This window comes from Pseudomonas phenolilytica (assembly GCF_021432765.1).
GTDB classification, from domain to species: Bacteria; Pseudomonadota; Gammaproteobacteria; order Pseudomonadales; family Pseudomonadaceae; genus Stutzerimonas; species Stutzerimonas phenolilytica.
In genome coordinates, this window is record NZ_CP058908.1 from 156,136 (window position 1) to 170,061 (window position 13,926).

The window sequence follows — 13,926 nt, forward strand, 5'->3', positions numbered from 1 at the left end:
AGCGGATCGACGCCTGCCGACACGGATGTCGGACCCACAACTCCGGTCAGGCAAACGCCTTAGGCGAGTCCCGCTCGTTTCATTCGCCTGCCGGCCGCGCTACCGCCCGGATGCAAACGGCATGAACCAGCCGATGGTTGCGGTGGTTCTGCGACAGCCTGCCGGGCGCGCGCAATCTCACTCGGTCACCAGCCAGCGTCCGGCACAACGCAACAGGTGACGGGTCAGTTCATCCAACAGCGCGCCGCCGTTGCGCCAGTGATGCCAGTACAACGGCACATCGATGGGCGGGCCGGACAGCACATCGACCAGCTCGCCGCGCGCAAGTTCGCCGCGCACCTGCAACTGCGGCACCAGCCCCCAGCCAAGCCCGCTCTGCAGCATCCGCACGAAGCCTTCGGACGACGGACACAGATGGTGGATGAAGCCGTCCGAACCGCCGATGGAAGCCATGTAGCGATGCTGCAGGCGATCATCGGGGCCGAACACGATGGCCGGCGCGCGCGCCAGCGTCTCGGCGCTCGGCTGGCTGCCGAGGTAGCGCCGCTGGAATGCCGGGCTGGCCAGCGCGCGGTAACGCATCGCGCCCAGATACTGGCTGCGCGCACCGGCCAGCGGGCGCTCGGCCGCGCAGACACAGCCAGCCACCTCGCCGGCGCGCATGCGCTTGAGGCCGACCGCCTGGTCCTCCACGACATGATCGAGCAGCACCGCATGCTCGGTGCAAAACGGCGCGACGGCCTCGGCCCACCAGGTCGCCAGACTGTCGGCATTCAGCGCGATACGCAGTCGCTCGGGCAGACGATTCTCGTCCAGCGTCGGCACCTGGCCCTGCAGGTCACGCTCCAGCAGGCGCACCTGCTGCACATGGTTGAGCAGCCGCTGGCCCAGCTCGGTCGGCCGTGGCGGCACGCCGCGCAGCAGTACCGGCTGGCCGACCCGCGCTTCGAGCAGCTTGATGCGCTGCGACACCGCCGATTGCGAGAGGCCGAGCACTGCGGCAGCGCGCTCGAAGCCGGCCTGCTCGACCACCGCGGCCAGCGCGGCCAGCAGCTTGTAATCGAACATCTGTTTTCCTAATGAGGGTTAACGAAGATTCGTTTCTCTTATATTCCTCCCCGCCCCAGACTGCCAGCCTGGACTTCGACAAGGCGGCGAATATGGGAACCCTCTGGAGCAGTTACCTGAACGGGCTGGCGGTCACCGCCGGGCTGATCGTCGCCATCGGCGCGCAGAACGCCTTCGTTCTCGCACAGAGCCTGCGCCGTGAGCATCACCTGCCGGTCGCCGCGCTCTGCGTGCTCTGCGATGCGATCCTGATCAGCCTCGGTGTGTTCGGCCTGGCGGCGATCCTGGCGCAGAACCCAACGTTGCTGGCGATCACCCGCTGGGGCGGCGTGGCCTTCCTGCTGTGGTACGGCGTCGCGGCGCTGCGCCGTGCCGTGCGGCCGCAGGCACTGCAGCAACAGGGCAACGGCGAACGCCGCTCGCGGCGCGCGGTACTGCTCGCCGCGCTGGCGGTGACCCTGCTCAATCCGCATGTCTATCTCGACACGGTGTTGCTGATCGGCTCGCTCGGTGCGCAGCAGCCGGCGCCCGGCGCCTACACGCTGGGCGCGGCGAGCGCGTCGATGCTGTGGTTCCTCGCCCTTGCGCTGGGCGGCGCCTGGCTCGCGCCCTGGCTGGCACGCCCGCTGACCTGGCGACTGATCGATGTCGGCGTCGCTGCGATGATGTTCGCCGTCGCGCTGCAGCTGGCCGTACCCGACTGAGCGGCTCGTCGCGGTCGACGGCAAGGAACGACACCGTCGCAGCGGGGTCCACGCATGGCGACTTCCGCGCGGGCGCGCATCGTAAAGCTGCGCCGCAAGCGCCCGGAGCAGGTTTGCCCACACAGTTGCCGCGTGGTTTTGCCGCAGGGTGGGTGCTATGATCCGGCGTTCGCGGGTTGAGCTTCAGCCCGCCTGTCCGGCCGACCGTGAACGGCCAGAGTTCGCGCAAAGATCGTGGTGAGCGAAGGGAAAACAGCCGAGACGAGCAGGGTGCGTGCAGCATTCGCCTCTGTCCCCATCGCAGCTGCCCCCGCCCGCCGCATCATGTCCTCGACACCTGAGTAGGAGATACATCATGGCTTTCGAATTGCCGCCGCTGCCGTACGCTAAGAATGCTCTCGAGCCGCACATGTCCGCCGAAACCCTGGACTACCACCACGACAAGCACCACGCTGCCTACGTGACCAACCTGAACAACCTGGTCCCGGGCACCGAGTTCGAAGGCAAGGACCTGGAAAGCATCATCAAGTCCTCCTCGGGCGGTATCTTCAACAACGCCGCTCAGGTCTGGAACCACACCTTCTTCTGGAACTGCCTGGCACCCAACGCCGGCGGCCAGCCGAGCGGCGCGCTGGCTGACGCCATCAATGCCTCCTTCGGCTCCTTCGACAAGTTCAAGGAAGAATTCACCAAGACCGCCATCGGCACCTTCGGCTCCGGCTGGGCCTGGCTGGTGAAGAAATCCGACGGCAGCCTGGGCCTGGCCAGCACCATCGGCGCCGGCAACCCCATGACCGCCGGGGACAAGCCGCTGCTGACCTGCGACGTGTGGGAGCACGCCTACTACATCGACTACCGCAACGCTCGTCCGAAGTTCGTCGAAGCGTTCTGGAACCTGGTCAACTGGGATTTCGTCGCGAAAAACTTCGCCGGCTGATCCAGCCGTTCCGGCTGTCCGTGCGCACCTGCATGCCGGACAGCCAGGCCAGTCCCCCGAAAATGCCCGCTTCGTCAGTTGCGGGCATTTTTCGTTCAAGCCCGGCAGAACCCGGCCGATGTGACGGGTAGCGCAAGCATCGCCCGGGCGTGTCGTGCACGCTGCGAGGCATGCCCGACCTTAGCGTCATAGTTCGATCACAAGGTTTTTTGACGACACCGCCATGACTATCAATACTTGCGCAACCAAGCACCGGCACGGAAAAGGGATCTTCTCTTGAAGCTGGAATTGCGCAACAGCCTGTCACGAAGACTCCTGCGAGTGGTTCTGCTGTCCGCACTGGCCGTGGGGCTGGTTCTCAGCTGTGCGCAGATCATCTTCGGAGCCTACAAGGCCCGTCATCTCATCGCCGACGATGCGCAACGCATCCTGCGCATGACCCGCGACCCCTCGACGCAGGCGATCTACAGCCTCGACCGAGAAATGGGCAGCCAGGTGATGGAAGGCCTGTTCCAGCACGAGTCCATCCGCGAAGCCTCGATCGGTCATGCCGGCGAGGAGTTGCTGGCGCACAAGTCGCGCCCCCTGCTGACGCTGCCTTCACGCTGGCTAACCGATCCGATCCTCGGCCGCGACCAGCAGTTCTCCATTCCGCTGATCGGCCGCGAGCCCTACAACGAACACTATGGCGACCTGCGCATCACCCTCGACACCGCCCGCTATGGCCAGGAGTTCATCCGCGACTCGGTGGTGATCGCCGTCATCGGTGTCCTGCGCGCACTGACCCTCGGCCTCGTATTGTTCCTCATCTACGAATGGCTGCTGACGCGCCCGCTGACCAAGCTGATCGAGCACTTGGCGCGCATCAATCCCGACCGTCCCGGCGCGCACAAGCTGCCGCTGATCAAGGGCCACGAACGCAACGAACTGGGCCTCTGGGTCGAGACCGCCAACGGTCTGCTCGCCGCCATCGAACACAACATGCAGCTGCGTCAGCAGGCCGAGAACAGCCTGCAGCATATGACTCAGTACGACCCCCTGACCGGCCTGCCCAACCGCCAGCAGCTGCAGCGCCAGCTCGATCACATCCTCGAGGAAGCGCGTCGCCTGCAACGACGCGTCGCGGTGCTCTGCCTCGGGCTGGACGATTTCAAGGGCATCAACGAGCAGTTCAGCTATCGCACCGGTGACCGCCTGCTACTGGCGCTGGCCGACCGCCTGCGCTCGCTGGGCGGACGGCTGGACGCCCTGGCACGCTTGGGAGGCGATCAATTCGTCCTGGTCCTCTCGGGGATCGAGCAGCCCTACGAGGCCGCCGAGCTGGCGCAAACCCTGCTGGATGACCTGGAAACGCCGCTGGAAGTGGATGGCCAGCGTATCCGTCTGCACGGCACCATCGGCGTCACGCTGTACCCGGAAGACGGCGGCGATACCGAGAAGCTGCTGCAGAAGGCCGAGCAAACCATGACGCTGGCCAAGAACCGCTCGCGCAATCGCTACCAGTTCTACGTCGCCAGCATCGACAGCGAAATGCGCGCGCGTCGCGAGCTGGAGAAGGACCTCGGCGAGGCGCTGGCGCATGGCGAGTTCTTCCTCGTCTACCAGCCGCAGGTGGATTACCAGCAGAACTGCATCACCGGTGTCGAAGCGCTGCTGCGCTGGAAGCACCAGGGCAAGCTGGTGCCGCCCGACCTGTTCATTCCGGTGGCCGAGCAGAACGGCAGCATCATTCCGATCGGCGCCTGGGTACTCGACCAGGCCTGCCGCCAGTTGCAGGAATGGCGCGGGCTCGGCTTCACCGGCTTGCGCATGGCCGTCAACCTGTCGACCGTTCAGCTGCACCACAGCGGCCTGCCGCAGATGATCAGCGACCTGCTGCAGAGGCATCAGCTACCGGCCGAAACCCTGGAACTGGAAGTCACCGAAACCGGACTGATGGAAGATATCCAGGCTGCCCGGCACAACCTGCTGAGCCTGCGGCGATCCGGTGCGCTGATCGCCATCGACGACTTCGGCACCGGCTATTCCTCGCTCAGCTACCTCAAGAGCCTGCCGCTGGACAAGATCAAGATCGACAAGAGTTTCGTCCAGGACATCGGCCAGGACGAAGGCGCCACCATCGTTCGCGCAGTCATCCAGCTGGGCCGCAGCCTGGGCATGACGGTCATCGCCGAAGGCGTGGAGACGCCCGAGCAGGAAGCCTACCTGATCGCCGAGGGCTGCCAGGAAGGCCAGGGTTATTACTACAGCAAGCCGCTGCCGGCACGGGAAATGACCGCGCTCCTGCAGCAGTCCCGCCACTTCACCCGTACGCTCAGTTCGATCCAGCCGTAGCGCTGCAGTCGCTACCAGCTACTCACGCCCAACTGCAGGGCCAGCCACAGCGCACCGCCGAGGCAGGCCAGCGCGGCGGCCGCGGCCTGCCAGTAGAAGCGCCGGGCGAGCACCTCCTCGCCGTGGCTGGAGAGCACGAACGGTTGCGCCTGCTGCGGGCGCGTCAGGTGCGCGATCGCCGGCGCACTGCTCGCCGTGCGGTGGCGGTCTTGCGCCTCCAGCCCGGCCGCCAGCCTGACGCGATGCCACTCCTGCTCGTCGAGCCGGCCATCGCCGTCGCGGTCGAAACGCCGCAACAGGCCGGCAAAATCGCCTTTCCACTGGCGGATCACCTCCGCCTGCGCCCGCTGCTGATCAAGCCCCTGACGACCGCCCCCGAAGGTACGAAACTCGCCGATGGCATACAGCGGCTCGCCTGCGTGCAGGCGCTCCTCGACGTAGCGGTACTGCCGACCGCCGTTCAGCCAATCCAGCCAGCCGTGGGTCGGCAGCCCGCGTGGATGACGCTGATCGCCGGTCCAGACGCGGCGCCATGCTGGCAGTACTTCGGCGCCGCGCGGATCGATCAGGCACTCGCCGCTGGCGTCCGCCAGGCGCAGCCAGGCCTCACTGGTGCCGCGCTCAATCACCCGCCAGCTGCGGCGCTCACCGGTCCCGCCGTATTCCTCGATGCGGTAGCGCCACCACAGGCACGGCTGACCGCTCAACGGTGCCGTCAGGGGGGCCGCGCCGCTCTCGCGCAGGACGCCGACCAGTTCCACATAACCCTGCGCGGCCGAGCGAATGCGCGAGGTCGGCGTGTCCTGCAGATGGCGAATCCGCGACCAGCGGCTCACCCATACCCAGCCGCCCGCCACGCACAACCCAGCGGCCGCGACGAAGGCGAGCAACGCAGCGAAATCCATGCGGATCAGCCGAACAGGGCACGCAGATCGACATCGGCCTTCTGCGCCTCATCGAACTGCAGCAGCGCCGCCGGGCCAAAGGCGAAGGCACGCGCGAGCAGCACATCGGGAAACTGCTCGATGCGCACGTTGTTCAGATTGACGGCCTCGTTGTACAGCTCGCGTCGATCGGCGATACCGCTTTCCAGCCCGCTGATCCGCTGCTGCAGGTGACGAAAGCTCTCATCGGCCTTGAGCTGCGGATAGTTCTCGGCGAGCGCGAACAACTGACCGAGACCGGCGCGCAGCCCTGTTTCCGCCGCCCCAAGCGCGGCGATATCGCCCTGCGCGCGAGCGTCGGCTACCGCGCCACGTGCACGGATCACCCGCTCGAGCGTGCTGCGCTCGTGCTGCATGTACTGCTTGCAGGCTTCAACCAGCTTGGGCAGCTCCTCGTGGCGCTGGCGCAGCAGCACGTCGATGTTCGCCCAAGCCTTGCCGACCCCGTGCTTGAGGCGCACCAGGCCGTTGTAGAGGATCACCGCATAGGCGACGACGAGGAACGTCAGCACCGCCACAACCACGAGCGTCAGGTTCATCAGGTTTCTCCATGAAGGTCCGGCGATTCAAAAGTGCCAGCATTCTAGCGACCAGCGCCATTGCGAAGAGAGAGGCGGCGCACGCATTGCCTTTGCACAAAATGCAAATCTTTCGCATTATTAAAGGCCGTCACGGCGGTGCAGGCGTCGCCAGCCGGATCGATCATCGTTCGAACGCAAAAAGGAACCCGCTCATGCTACGCACCCCCACCTGGGCCACCGCGACCTTGCTGGCCGTTGCCGTCTCTCTTGCCGGCTGCGGCGAGGACCAGAAAACCGCCGAGCAGGCCACCACTGCGCCGGCCACCAGCCAGGCCCAGCCCGCCGCGAGCGCCCCGAAACTGGACGAACAGGCTGCCAAAGCGGTGGTCAGCCACTACGCCGACCTCGCCCTGGCGGTGTTCAGCGACGCCCATGCCACCGGCGTCAAACTGCAGCAGGCCGTCGACGCGCTGCTCGCCAACCCCAGCGATGCGACGCTGCAGGCAGCCAAGGAAGCCTGGCTGGCGGCGCGCGTACCCTACATGCAGACCGAAGTGTTCCGCTTCGGCAACAGCGTGGTCGACGACTGGGAAGGCCAGCTCAACGCCTGGCCGCTGGACGAAGGCCTGATCGACTACGTGAAGGGCGATTATCAGCACGCCCTCGGCAACCCCGGCGCGACCGCCAACATCATCGCCAACCGCGAAGTGCAGGTCGGCGAAGACAAGCTCGACGTCAGCGAAATCACCGGTGAGAAACTGGCCAGCCTGAACGAATTGGCCGGTTCCGAAGCCAACGTCGCCACCGGCTACCATGCCATCGAATTCCTGCTCTGGGGCCAGGACCTCAACGGTAGCAACCCCGGCGCCGGGCAGCGCCCGGCCAGTGACTTCATCGCTGGCGACGGCTGCACTGGCGGCAACTGCGACCGCCGCCGCACCTACCTGAAGGCCGTCACCGATCTGCTGGTCAGCGATCTGGCCGAGATGGTCGGGCAGTGGCAGGCCGGCGTCGCCGACAACTACCGCGCGTCCCTCGAAGCCGAGCCCGCCCGGAACGGCGTACGCAAGATGCTGTTCGGCATGGGCAGCCTCTCGCTCGGCGAGCTGGCCGGCGAGCGCATGAAGGTGGCGCTGGAGGCCAACTCCACCGAAGACGAGCACGACTGCTTCAGCGACAACACCCACAACTCGCACTTCTACAACGCCAAGGGCATCCGCAACATCTACCTGGGCGAGTACCAGCGCGTGGATGGCAGCACCCTCAGCGGCGCGAGCCTGGCTTCGCTGGTGCAGGCGGTCGACCCGCAAGTCGACAGCACCTTGAAGACCGACCTGGAAACCACCGAAGCCAAGCTGCAAGTGCTGGTGCAGAGTGCCGCGGACGGCGAGGCCTTCGACCAGCTGATCGCCGCGGACAACAGCGCCGGCCAGGAGAAAGTTCGCGCGGCCATCGCCGCCCTGGTCAAGCAGACCGCCGCCATCGAGCAGGCTGCCGCCACGCTGGGGATCAGCGATCTCAACCCGGATACCGCCGACCACCAGTTCTGATCGGCGTAACGCGGGCACGGCATCAAGCCGTGTCCGCGCTCCCACCTCGGCGCCCATTCCGCAATCGCCGTCCACCCAAATGAAAATACCTCTTATTCGAAGGCTGCCGGACTGGTAAGCTGGCGCCCCGCTTTTTTTCTGTACTCCGGTAGCCTGATGCACCTCTCGCTTCGTATTTCCGCCCTCGCACTGCTGATGCTTGGTCTGCCTGGCTGCGACGAAGCGCCACGCTTCGAGCATGCCGAGCCCGGCGAAGCGCTGTCGGCTGGCAGTGCGACCGTAATGAAATTCGACCAGAACGCCTTCTCCGAGCCTTCGGCGAACCTGTCGCCGCTGCGTCGGCTGGACTTCAGCGTCGGCAACAGCTTCTTCCGTAACCCCTGGGTCATCGCGCCCGCCTCGACCACTGCGCGCGACGGCCTCGGCCCGCTGTTCAACACCAACGCCTGCCAGAACTGCCACGTCAAGGACGGCCGCGGCCACCCGCCGGAAAGCGACAGCGACAACGCGGTATCGCTGCTGGTCCGCCTGTCGATTCCGGCCGGCGCCGAGCATGCGCAGGTGTTGCGCGAGCGCGGCATCGCCCCCGAGCCGGTCTACGGCGGCCAGCTGCAAGACATGGCTATCCCCGGCGTGGCGCCGGAAGGCCGGGTGCGCCTGAATTACCGCACCCAGCGCGTACGCTTCGCCGACGGCGAGGAGGTGGAGCTGCGCAAGCCCGAACTGCGCCTGAGCGAACTGGGTTACGGCGCGCTGCATCCGCAAACGCAGTTTTCCGTACGGATCGCGCCGCCGATGATCGGCCTCGGCCTGCTCGAGGCGATCCCCCAGGATGCGCTGCTGGCCAACGCCGACCCGGACGACCGCGATGGCGATGGCATCTCCGGGCGCGCCAACCGCGTCTTCGACCAAGTCAGCCGGCAGACCGTGATCGGCCGTTTCGGCTGGAAGGCCGGCCAGCCGAATCTCAACCAGCAGAACGCCGACGCTTTCTTCAACGACATGGGCCTGACCAGCCGCTTGTTCAGTGGCAGCAGCTGCACCGAGCAGCAGCGCGAATGCCGCGCCCTGCCGCATGGCGGCGAGCCGGAAGTGAGCGACCCGATCCTCGCCCAGGTGCTGTTCTACACGCGCAACCTCGGCGTGCCGGCGCGCCGCGATGTCGACGACCCCGAGGTGCTGGCCGGCAAGACCCTGTTCCACCGTGCCGGCTGCCAGAAATGCCACACCCCGCAGTTCACCACCGGCGCCGATGCCGCCGAGCCGGAGCTGGCCAATCAGCTGATCCGCCCCTACAGCGACCTGCTGCTGCACGACATGGGCGACGGCCTGGCCGACCATCGCCCCGAGTTCGAGGCCAGCGGCCGCGAATGGCGCACCCCGCCGCTGTGGGGCATCGGCCTGACCGCCACCGTCGGCGGCGTGACGCGTCTGCTGCACGATGGTCGCGCCCGCACACTGCTCGAAGCCGTGCTCTGGCATGGCGGCGAAGCCGAGGCGGCACGCCAGACGGTACTGACCTTCGATAGCGGGGAACGCGCCGCGCTGCTGCGCTTTCTCGAATCACTCTGACCACGCGACCCGGCATGCCTTCGCGCCCCGCATACCTGGCTCGCCGAAGCCGCAACCGATTGCCTACGAGGACGCCATGAACTCCCATCGCACCCTGCGCACGACCGCCGCCCTGTTCACCGGCCTGCTGCTCGGCGCCTGCGCGCCAGCCGAGCCCTTCGGCGCAGCCAGTCAGGCACTGACCGACAACGTGCTGCTGCCAGCCTATACCCAGTGGGCGGAGAGCGACCGTCGCCTGGCGGCCAGCGCAACGGCGTTCTGCGCCGGCGAACAGACGCTGGACGAGGCGCGCGCCGCCTTCATCGAGGCTCAACGCAGCTGGGCCGGCCTGCAGCCTTTGATGATCGGGCCGCTGGCCGAAGGCAACCGCGCCTGGCAGGTACAGTTCTGGCCGGACAAGAAGAACCTCGTAGCCCGGCAGGTCGGCGCGTTGCTCGACAGCAAGCCGCAACTCACCCAGGCCGATCTGGAGAATGCCAGCGTAGTGGTGCAGGGGCTCAGCGCCTATGAATACCTGTTGTTCGACACCGGCATCGTCCTCGACGCCGCCGGCAAGTCCCGCTACTGCCCGCTGCTGACCGCCATCGGCGCGCATCAGCAGCAACTCTCCGCCGACGTGCTGCAGCAGTGGCAGGACGCGGACGGCATGGCTGCACAGCTCAAGACATTTCCCAGCGAGCGCTATGCCGAATCGCGCGAGGCCATCGCCGAGCTGCTGCGCGCGCAGATCAACGGACTCGACGGGCTGAAGAAGAAACTCGGTGCGCCGCTCGGCCGGCAGACCAAGGGACAGCCGCAGCCCTATCAGGCCGAGGCCTGGCGCAGCGGTGCGACGCTGGCCAGCTTCGCGGCCACGCTCGCCAGCGCTGAGCAGCTGTGGAGCGGCGCCAAGGCGGACGGCCTGCGTTCGCTGCTCGGCGACGAGCACGCCGGGCTGGCGCAGCGCATCGACCAGGGTTACGCCGAGCTGAACCGGCAACTGGCCGCCCTCGATCAGCCGTTCGCCACCCTGCTCGCCGACAGCACAGGGCGTGAGCAGCTGAACGCGCTGTACCAGCAGCTCGACCAGGTGCATCGCCTGCATCAGAGCGAACTGGCCCGCGCGCTGGGCATTCAGATCGGTTTCAACGCCCACGACGGAGACTGAGCATGCAGCGCCGCACCTTCATCGGCCTCGGCAGCGCCCTGCTCGCCGCCGGCGCGCTCGGCGGTTGGGCCATCGCCCGGCATGACGACGGCCCGCGCCTCTACTCCGCCCGCGACGATGCCGATGGCCGGCACTATGCGGTCGGCTATCGCCTCGATGGCACCCGCGTATTCGCCACGCCGGTCGCCGAGCGTTGCCATGACGTCTACGCGCATCCGCACCTGCCGCTGGTGGTGTTCGTCGGCCGCCGACCGAGCCGCGAGAGCTACCTGCTCGACAGCCGCGACGGCAGCCTGCTGCAAGTGCTGGCCTCGCCGCCGGAACGCCACTTCTATGGCCACGGCGTGTTCCACGCCAGCGGCGAATGGTTCTACACCACCGAGAACGACACGCGCGATCCGGGGCGCGGCGTGCTCGGCGTCTATCGCGTCGATCAGCAGCGCCTGCAGCGGGTTGGCGAACACTCGACGCACGGCATCGGCCCGCACCAGCTGCTGTGGATGCCGGACGGCGAAACCCTGGTGATCGCCAACGGCGGCATCCGCACCGAAGCCGACAGCCGCGAGAAGATGAACCTCGATGCCATGCAGCCGAGCCTGGTCCTGCTGCGGCGCGATGGCACGCTGATCAGCAAGGAGCAGCTCCCCGAGCAGATGAACAGCGTGCGCCACCTCGCCGTCGCGGCCGATGGCACCATCGTCTCCGGCCAGCAGTACGAAGGCGACCCGCAAGACCGCGTGCCGCTGCTGGCGATCAAGCGGCCGGGCCAGCCCTTCCAGCACTTCCCGCTGGACGAGGCGCAGCGCCAGAGCATGAACCAGTACACCGCCAGCCTGGCGATTCACGACGAGCTGCGCCTGCTGGCGGTAACCGCACCGCGCGGCAACAAGGTGTTTGTCTGGAATCTGGACAGCGCACAGCTGCGCGAGGAGATCGCGCTGGCCGACTGCGCCGGGATCGCGGCGGTCGAGCGGGGCTTCGTCGTCAGTTCCGGCCAGAGTCGCTGCCGGCTGCTCGATTGCCGCGGCGAACGCATCCGCAGCGAACCGCTGCAACTGCCCGCAGGGCTCTGGGACAATCATTTGCGGGCGATCTGAGCTCAAGTTACCGGGCCTACGGCCGAATAAAGGGACGCTCGTTTATCCCTCTACCGAGACGCCCTTTCCATGCTCAAGAAATCGTTGCGCGCGCAAATTCTCGCCCTGATCGGCGGCAGCCTGCTGTTGCTGCTGGTGATCGCCCTGCTCTGCATTCAGCAACTGTCCCACCACGTCGAGCATTTCGGCGATCTGCTCGACGGACCGCTGAGCGAATCGCAGCTGGTCGACGAGGCGAACCTGGAATTCAAGATTCAGGTGCAGGAATGGAAGAACGTCCTGTTGCGCGGCAAGAATCCCGAGCAGCGCAACAAATACTGGGCGCAGTTCCAGGCGCAGGAGCGCAAGGTGCAAGAGCTGCTCGGCCAGCTGCAACGTGCCAGCGCTCAGAGCTCGCAGCTGTCGGGCCAGATCGCGCGCCTGCAGAACGAGCACCGTCTGCTCGGCGAGGCTTATCGCAAGGGCTTTGACGCCTTCGTCGCCGCCGATGCCGACCCGACCGCAGGCGACGCTGCGGTGGCCGGCATCGACCGCGCCGCCAGTGCGCAGATGAGCGAGCTGGTCAGCCAGTTGCGCCAGACCGCCGCCCGGCAATCCACTGAAATCCGCGAGGGCGCCGGCTCCGCCGCGCTCACCGGCGTGCTGGTGATGCTGCTTGCCAGCGCGCTGGTAGGGCTGCTCAGCCTGTGGCTGGTCAATCGCAACATCATCGAACCGACCCGCTCGCTGATCGAACACATCGCCCGCCTCAGCCAGGGCCAGTTCGCCAATCGCGTGGATGCCTCGCGGGCCGACGAACTCGGCCGGCTGGCGGTGGCCGCCAACACGCTGCGCGACTTCCTCGCCGACACCTTCAACAACCTGCAGCAGAGCGCCGCCAATCTGGATAGCGCCAGCGGCGAGCTGAATGCGATCTCAACGCTGATGGCGCAGGGCGCGAGCGAGCAGTTCTCGCGTACCGATCAGGTCGCCACCGCGATGCACGAGATGTCCGCCACTTCCCAGGAAGTCGCCCGCCACGCCGGCGATGCGGCGCACGCCGCCGATGCCGCCGATCACGCCGCGCAGCAGGGCGAGGCGGTCATGCAGTCGACGATCCAAAGCATCACCGCCATTCGCAGCGAAATCACCAGCACTGCCGAAGTGGTCCGCCGCCTGGAAGGCGACAGCGAGCGCATCGGCAAGGTACTGGAAGTGATTCGCGGCATCGCCGAGCAGACCAACCTGCTGGCGCTCAACGCGGCGATCGAAGCCGCCCGTGCGGGTGAGGCGGGACGCGGCTTCGCCGTGGTCGCCGACGAGGTTCGCACGCTGGCGCAGCGCACCGCCGAATCGACGGCCGAGATCCACCAGATCATCGACTCGGTCCAGACCGGCGCGCTCAACGCGGTACGCGCCATCGAAAGCGGCCAGCAGCGCAGCGAACAGGGCGTGGAGCAGGTCACCGAAGCCGGACGGATGCTGCAGAACATCACCGAGGCGGTCGAAGCCATCCGCGACATGAATCGCCAGATCGCCACGGCGGCCGAAGAGCAGACTGCGGTGGCCGAGGACATTTCCCGCAACCTCACCGAGATCACCTCGATCGCCACCACCAATCAGCAGCACGTCGAGCGCACCCAGGCAGCCAGCCAGAACCTGCACAACCTCTCGCTGCAGCTGAGCGACGTCACCCGCCGCCTGGCCGGCTGACTACAAGCCAGTCTACGGCGCCGCCGTGGCGCCGTTCAGGCGTGGCGCTCAGCCGCGCCCGCCCAGGCTCTGCGAGAGTCCGTAGAGCAACAGCAGCAGGTCGCCATCCGGCTGCAACGCCAGCTGCTGCGCCCGGGCTGCCGCCGCCGGCAACGGGCAGAAGTCGCGGCTTTCGCTGCTGCGTATCACGTTCGCCGTTGGTTCGCTCCAGGCCGCGCCGCACAACGAGGCGACGGTCAGCGCGCTGGCGAGGAACACTCCTCGAGCAATTTCCAGCTTCATCGCGCAAGCCCTTGATCTGAAGGAAGTCTACTGACCGTAGTACAGCCTTGGTCGGCCATCGCGCTTTGCGACAGACGG

The 13,926-nt window shown here is 66.9% G+C and carries 12 protein-coding genes; 8 read left to right on the forward strand and 4 right to left on the reverse strand.

Annotated elements, in window-relative coordinates:
• Window positions 1-177: 177 nt before the first annotated feature.
• Entirely contained in the window at window positions 178-1,068 is an 891-nt protein-coding gene (locus tag HU825_RS00860; RefSeq protein WP_043297528.1) for a LysR family transcriptional regulator ArgP, read from the reverse strand.
• 92 nt (window positions 1,069-1,160) lie between these two features.
• Here HU825_RS00860 and HU825_RS00865 point away from each other — a divergent pair, with 92 nt between their 5' ends.
• The 3 genes from HU825_RS00865 to HU825_RS00875 all read left to right on the forward strand — a co-directional run bounded on the left by HU825_RS00865 (window position 1,161) and on the right by HU825_RS00875 (window position 5,043).
• The gene (locus HU825_RS00865) at window positions 1,161-1,772 is read left to right on the forward strand and encodes a LysE/ArgO family amino acid transporter (protein ID WP_155550195.1); all 612 of its coding nucleotides are present in this window, start codon (window positions 1,161-1,163) and stop codon (window positions 1,770-1,772) included.
• A gap of 355 nt (window positions 1,773-2,127) precedes the next feature.
• Window positions 2,128-2,709, forward strand: coding sequence for a superoxide dismutase (locus tag HU825_RS00870; RefSeq protein ID WP_008567714.1), 582 nt, complete (start codon window positions 2,128-2,130; stop codon window positions 2,707-2,709).
• Between the two features lie 276 nt (window positions 2,710-2,985).
• Window positions 2,986-5,043, forward strand: coding sequence for a putative bifunctional diguanylate cyclase/phosphodiesterase (locus tag HU825_RS00875; RefSeq protein WP_234302719.1), 2,058 nt, complete (start codon window positions 2,986-2,988; stop codon window positions 5,041-5,043).
• Window positions 5,044-5,054: 11 nt separating this feature from the next.
• Here the strand turns inward: HU825_RS00875 and HU825_RS00880 are convergent, their stop codons facing one another.
• The gene (locus HU825_RS00880; protein WP_234302720.1) at window positions 5,055-5,948 is read right to left on the reverse strand and encodes a GIDE domain-containing protein; all 894 of its coding nucleotides are present in this window, start codon (window positions 5,946-5,948) and stop codon (window positions 5,055-5,057) included.
• Between the two features lie 5 nt (window positions 5,949-5,953).
• Window positions 5,954-6,526 (reverse strand): LemA family protein, encoded by a 573-nt coding sequence (locus tag HU825_RS00885; RefSeq protein ID WP_043297523.1) that lies wholly within the window; start codon window positions 6,524-6,526, stop codon window positions 5,954-5,956.
• A 194-nt stretch (window positions 6,527-6,720) separates the two neighbouring features.
• Between HU825_RS00885 and HU825_RS00890 the strand changes: the two genes are divergently transcribed.
• The 5 genes from HU825_RS00890 (at window position 6,721) to HU825_RS00910 (ending at window position 13,566) form a co-directional block, all read left to right on the forward strand.
• Window positions 6,721-8,058: an imelysin family protein gene (locus tag HU825_RS00890; protein ID WP_234302721.1), complete on the forward strand. Its 1,338-nt coding sequence runs from the start codon at window positions 6,721-6,723 to the stop codon at window positions 8,056-8,058.
• 156 nt (window positions 8,059-8,214) lie between these two features.
• Entirely contained in the window at window positions 8,215-9,630 is a 1,416-nt protein-coding gene (locus tag HU825_RS00895) for a di-heme oxidoreductase family protein (RefSeq protein ID WP_234302722.1), read from the forward strand.
• A 76-nt stretch (window positions 9,631-9,706) separates the two neighbouring features.
• Window positions 9,707-10,777 carry an imelysin family protein gene (locus HU825_RS00900; RefSeq protein ID WP_234302723.1) on the forward strand — a complete coding sequence of 357 codons (1,071 nt, stop codon included), beginning with the start codon at window positions 9,707-9,709 and terminating at the stop codon, window positions 10,775-10,777.
• A 2-nt stretch (window positions 10,778-10,779) separates the two neighbouring features.
• Window positions 10,780-11,874 (forward strand): DUF1513 domain-containing protein, encoded by a 1,095-nt coding sequence (locus HU825_RS00905; protein WP_155550189.1) that lies wholly within the window; start codon window positions 10,780-10,782, stop codon window positions 11,872-11,874.
• Between the two features lie 69 nt (window positions 11,875-11,943).
• Window positions 11,944-13,566, forward strand: a complete 1,623-nt coding sequence (locus HU825_RS00910; RefSeq protein WP_234302724.1) for a methyl-accepting chemotaxis protein — start codon at window positions 11,944-11,946, stop codon at window positions 13,564-13,566.
• A gap of 48 nt (window positions 13,567-13,614) precedes the next feature.
• Here the strand turns inward: HU825_RS00910 and HU825_RS00915 are convergent, their stop codons facing one another.
• Complete coding sequence (locus tag HU825_RS00915; RefSeq protein WP_003291381.1) at window positions 13,615-13,848, reverse strand: hypothetical protein; 234 nt, start codon at window positions 13,846-13,848, stop codon at window positions 13,615-13,617.
• Window positions 13,849-13,926: the final 78 nt, after the last annotated feature.

What these genes read in the sequence shown, in the direction of transcription:
- HU825_RS00860 (WP_043297528.1), bottom strand. Translation starts at nt 1,068, where the DNA reads ATGTTCGATTACAAGCTGCTGGCCGCGCTGGCCGCGGTGGTCGAGCAG.
- HU825_RS00865 (WP_155550195.1), top strand. Translation starts at nt 1,161, where the DNA reads ATGGGAACCCTCTGGAGCAGTTACCTGAACGGGCTGGCGGTCACCGCC.
- HU825_RS00870 (WP_008567714.1), top strand. Translation starts at nt 2,128, where the DNA reads ATGGCTTTCGAATTGCCGCCGCTGCCGTACGCTAAGAATGCTCTCGAG.
- HU825_RS00880 (WP_234302720.1), bottom strand. Translation starts at nt 5,948, where the DNA reads ATGGATTTCGCTGCGTTGCTCGCCTTCGTCGCGGCCGCTGGGTTGTGC.
- HU825_RS00885 (WP_043297523.1), bottom strand. Translation starts at nt 6,526, where the DNA reads ATGAACCTGACGCTCGTGGTTGTGGCGGTGCTGACGTTCCTCGTCGTC.
- HU825_RS00890 (WP_234302721.1), top strand. Translation starts at nt 6,721, where the DNA reads ATGCTACGCACCCCCACCTGGGCCACCGCGACCTTGCTGGCCGTTGCC.
- HU825_RS00895 (WP_234302722.1), top strand. Translation starts at nt 8,215, where the DNA reads ATGCACCTCTCGCTTCGTATTTCCGCCCTCGCACTGCTGATGCTTGGT.
- HU825_RS00900 (WP_234302723.1), top strand. Translation starts at nt 9,707, where the DNA reads ATGAACTCCCATCGCACCCTGCGCACGACCGCCGCCCTGTTCACCGGC.
- HU825_RS00905 (WP_155550189.1), top strand. Translation starts at nt 10,780, where the DNA reads ATGCAGCGCCGCACCTTCATCGGCCTCGGCAGCGCCCTGCTCGCCGCC.
- HU825_RS00910 (WP_234302724.1), top strand. Translation starts at nt 11,944, where the DNA reads ATGCTCAAGAAATCGTTGCGCGCGCAAATTCTCGCCCTGATCGGCGGC.
- HU825_RS00915 (WP_003291381.1), bottom strand. Translation starts at nt 13,848, where the DNA reads ATGAAGCTGGAAATTGCTCGAGGAGTGTTCCTCGCCAGCGCGCTGACC.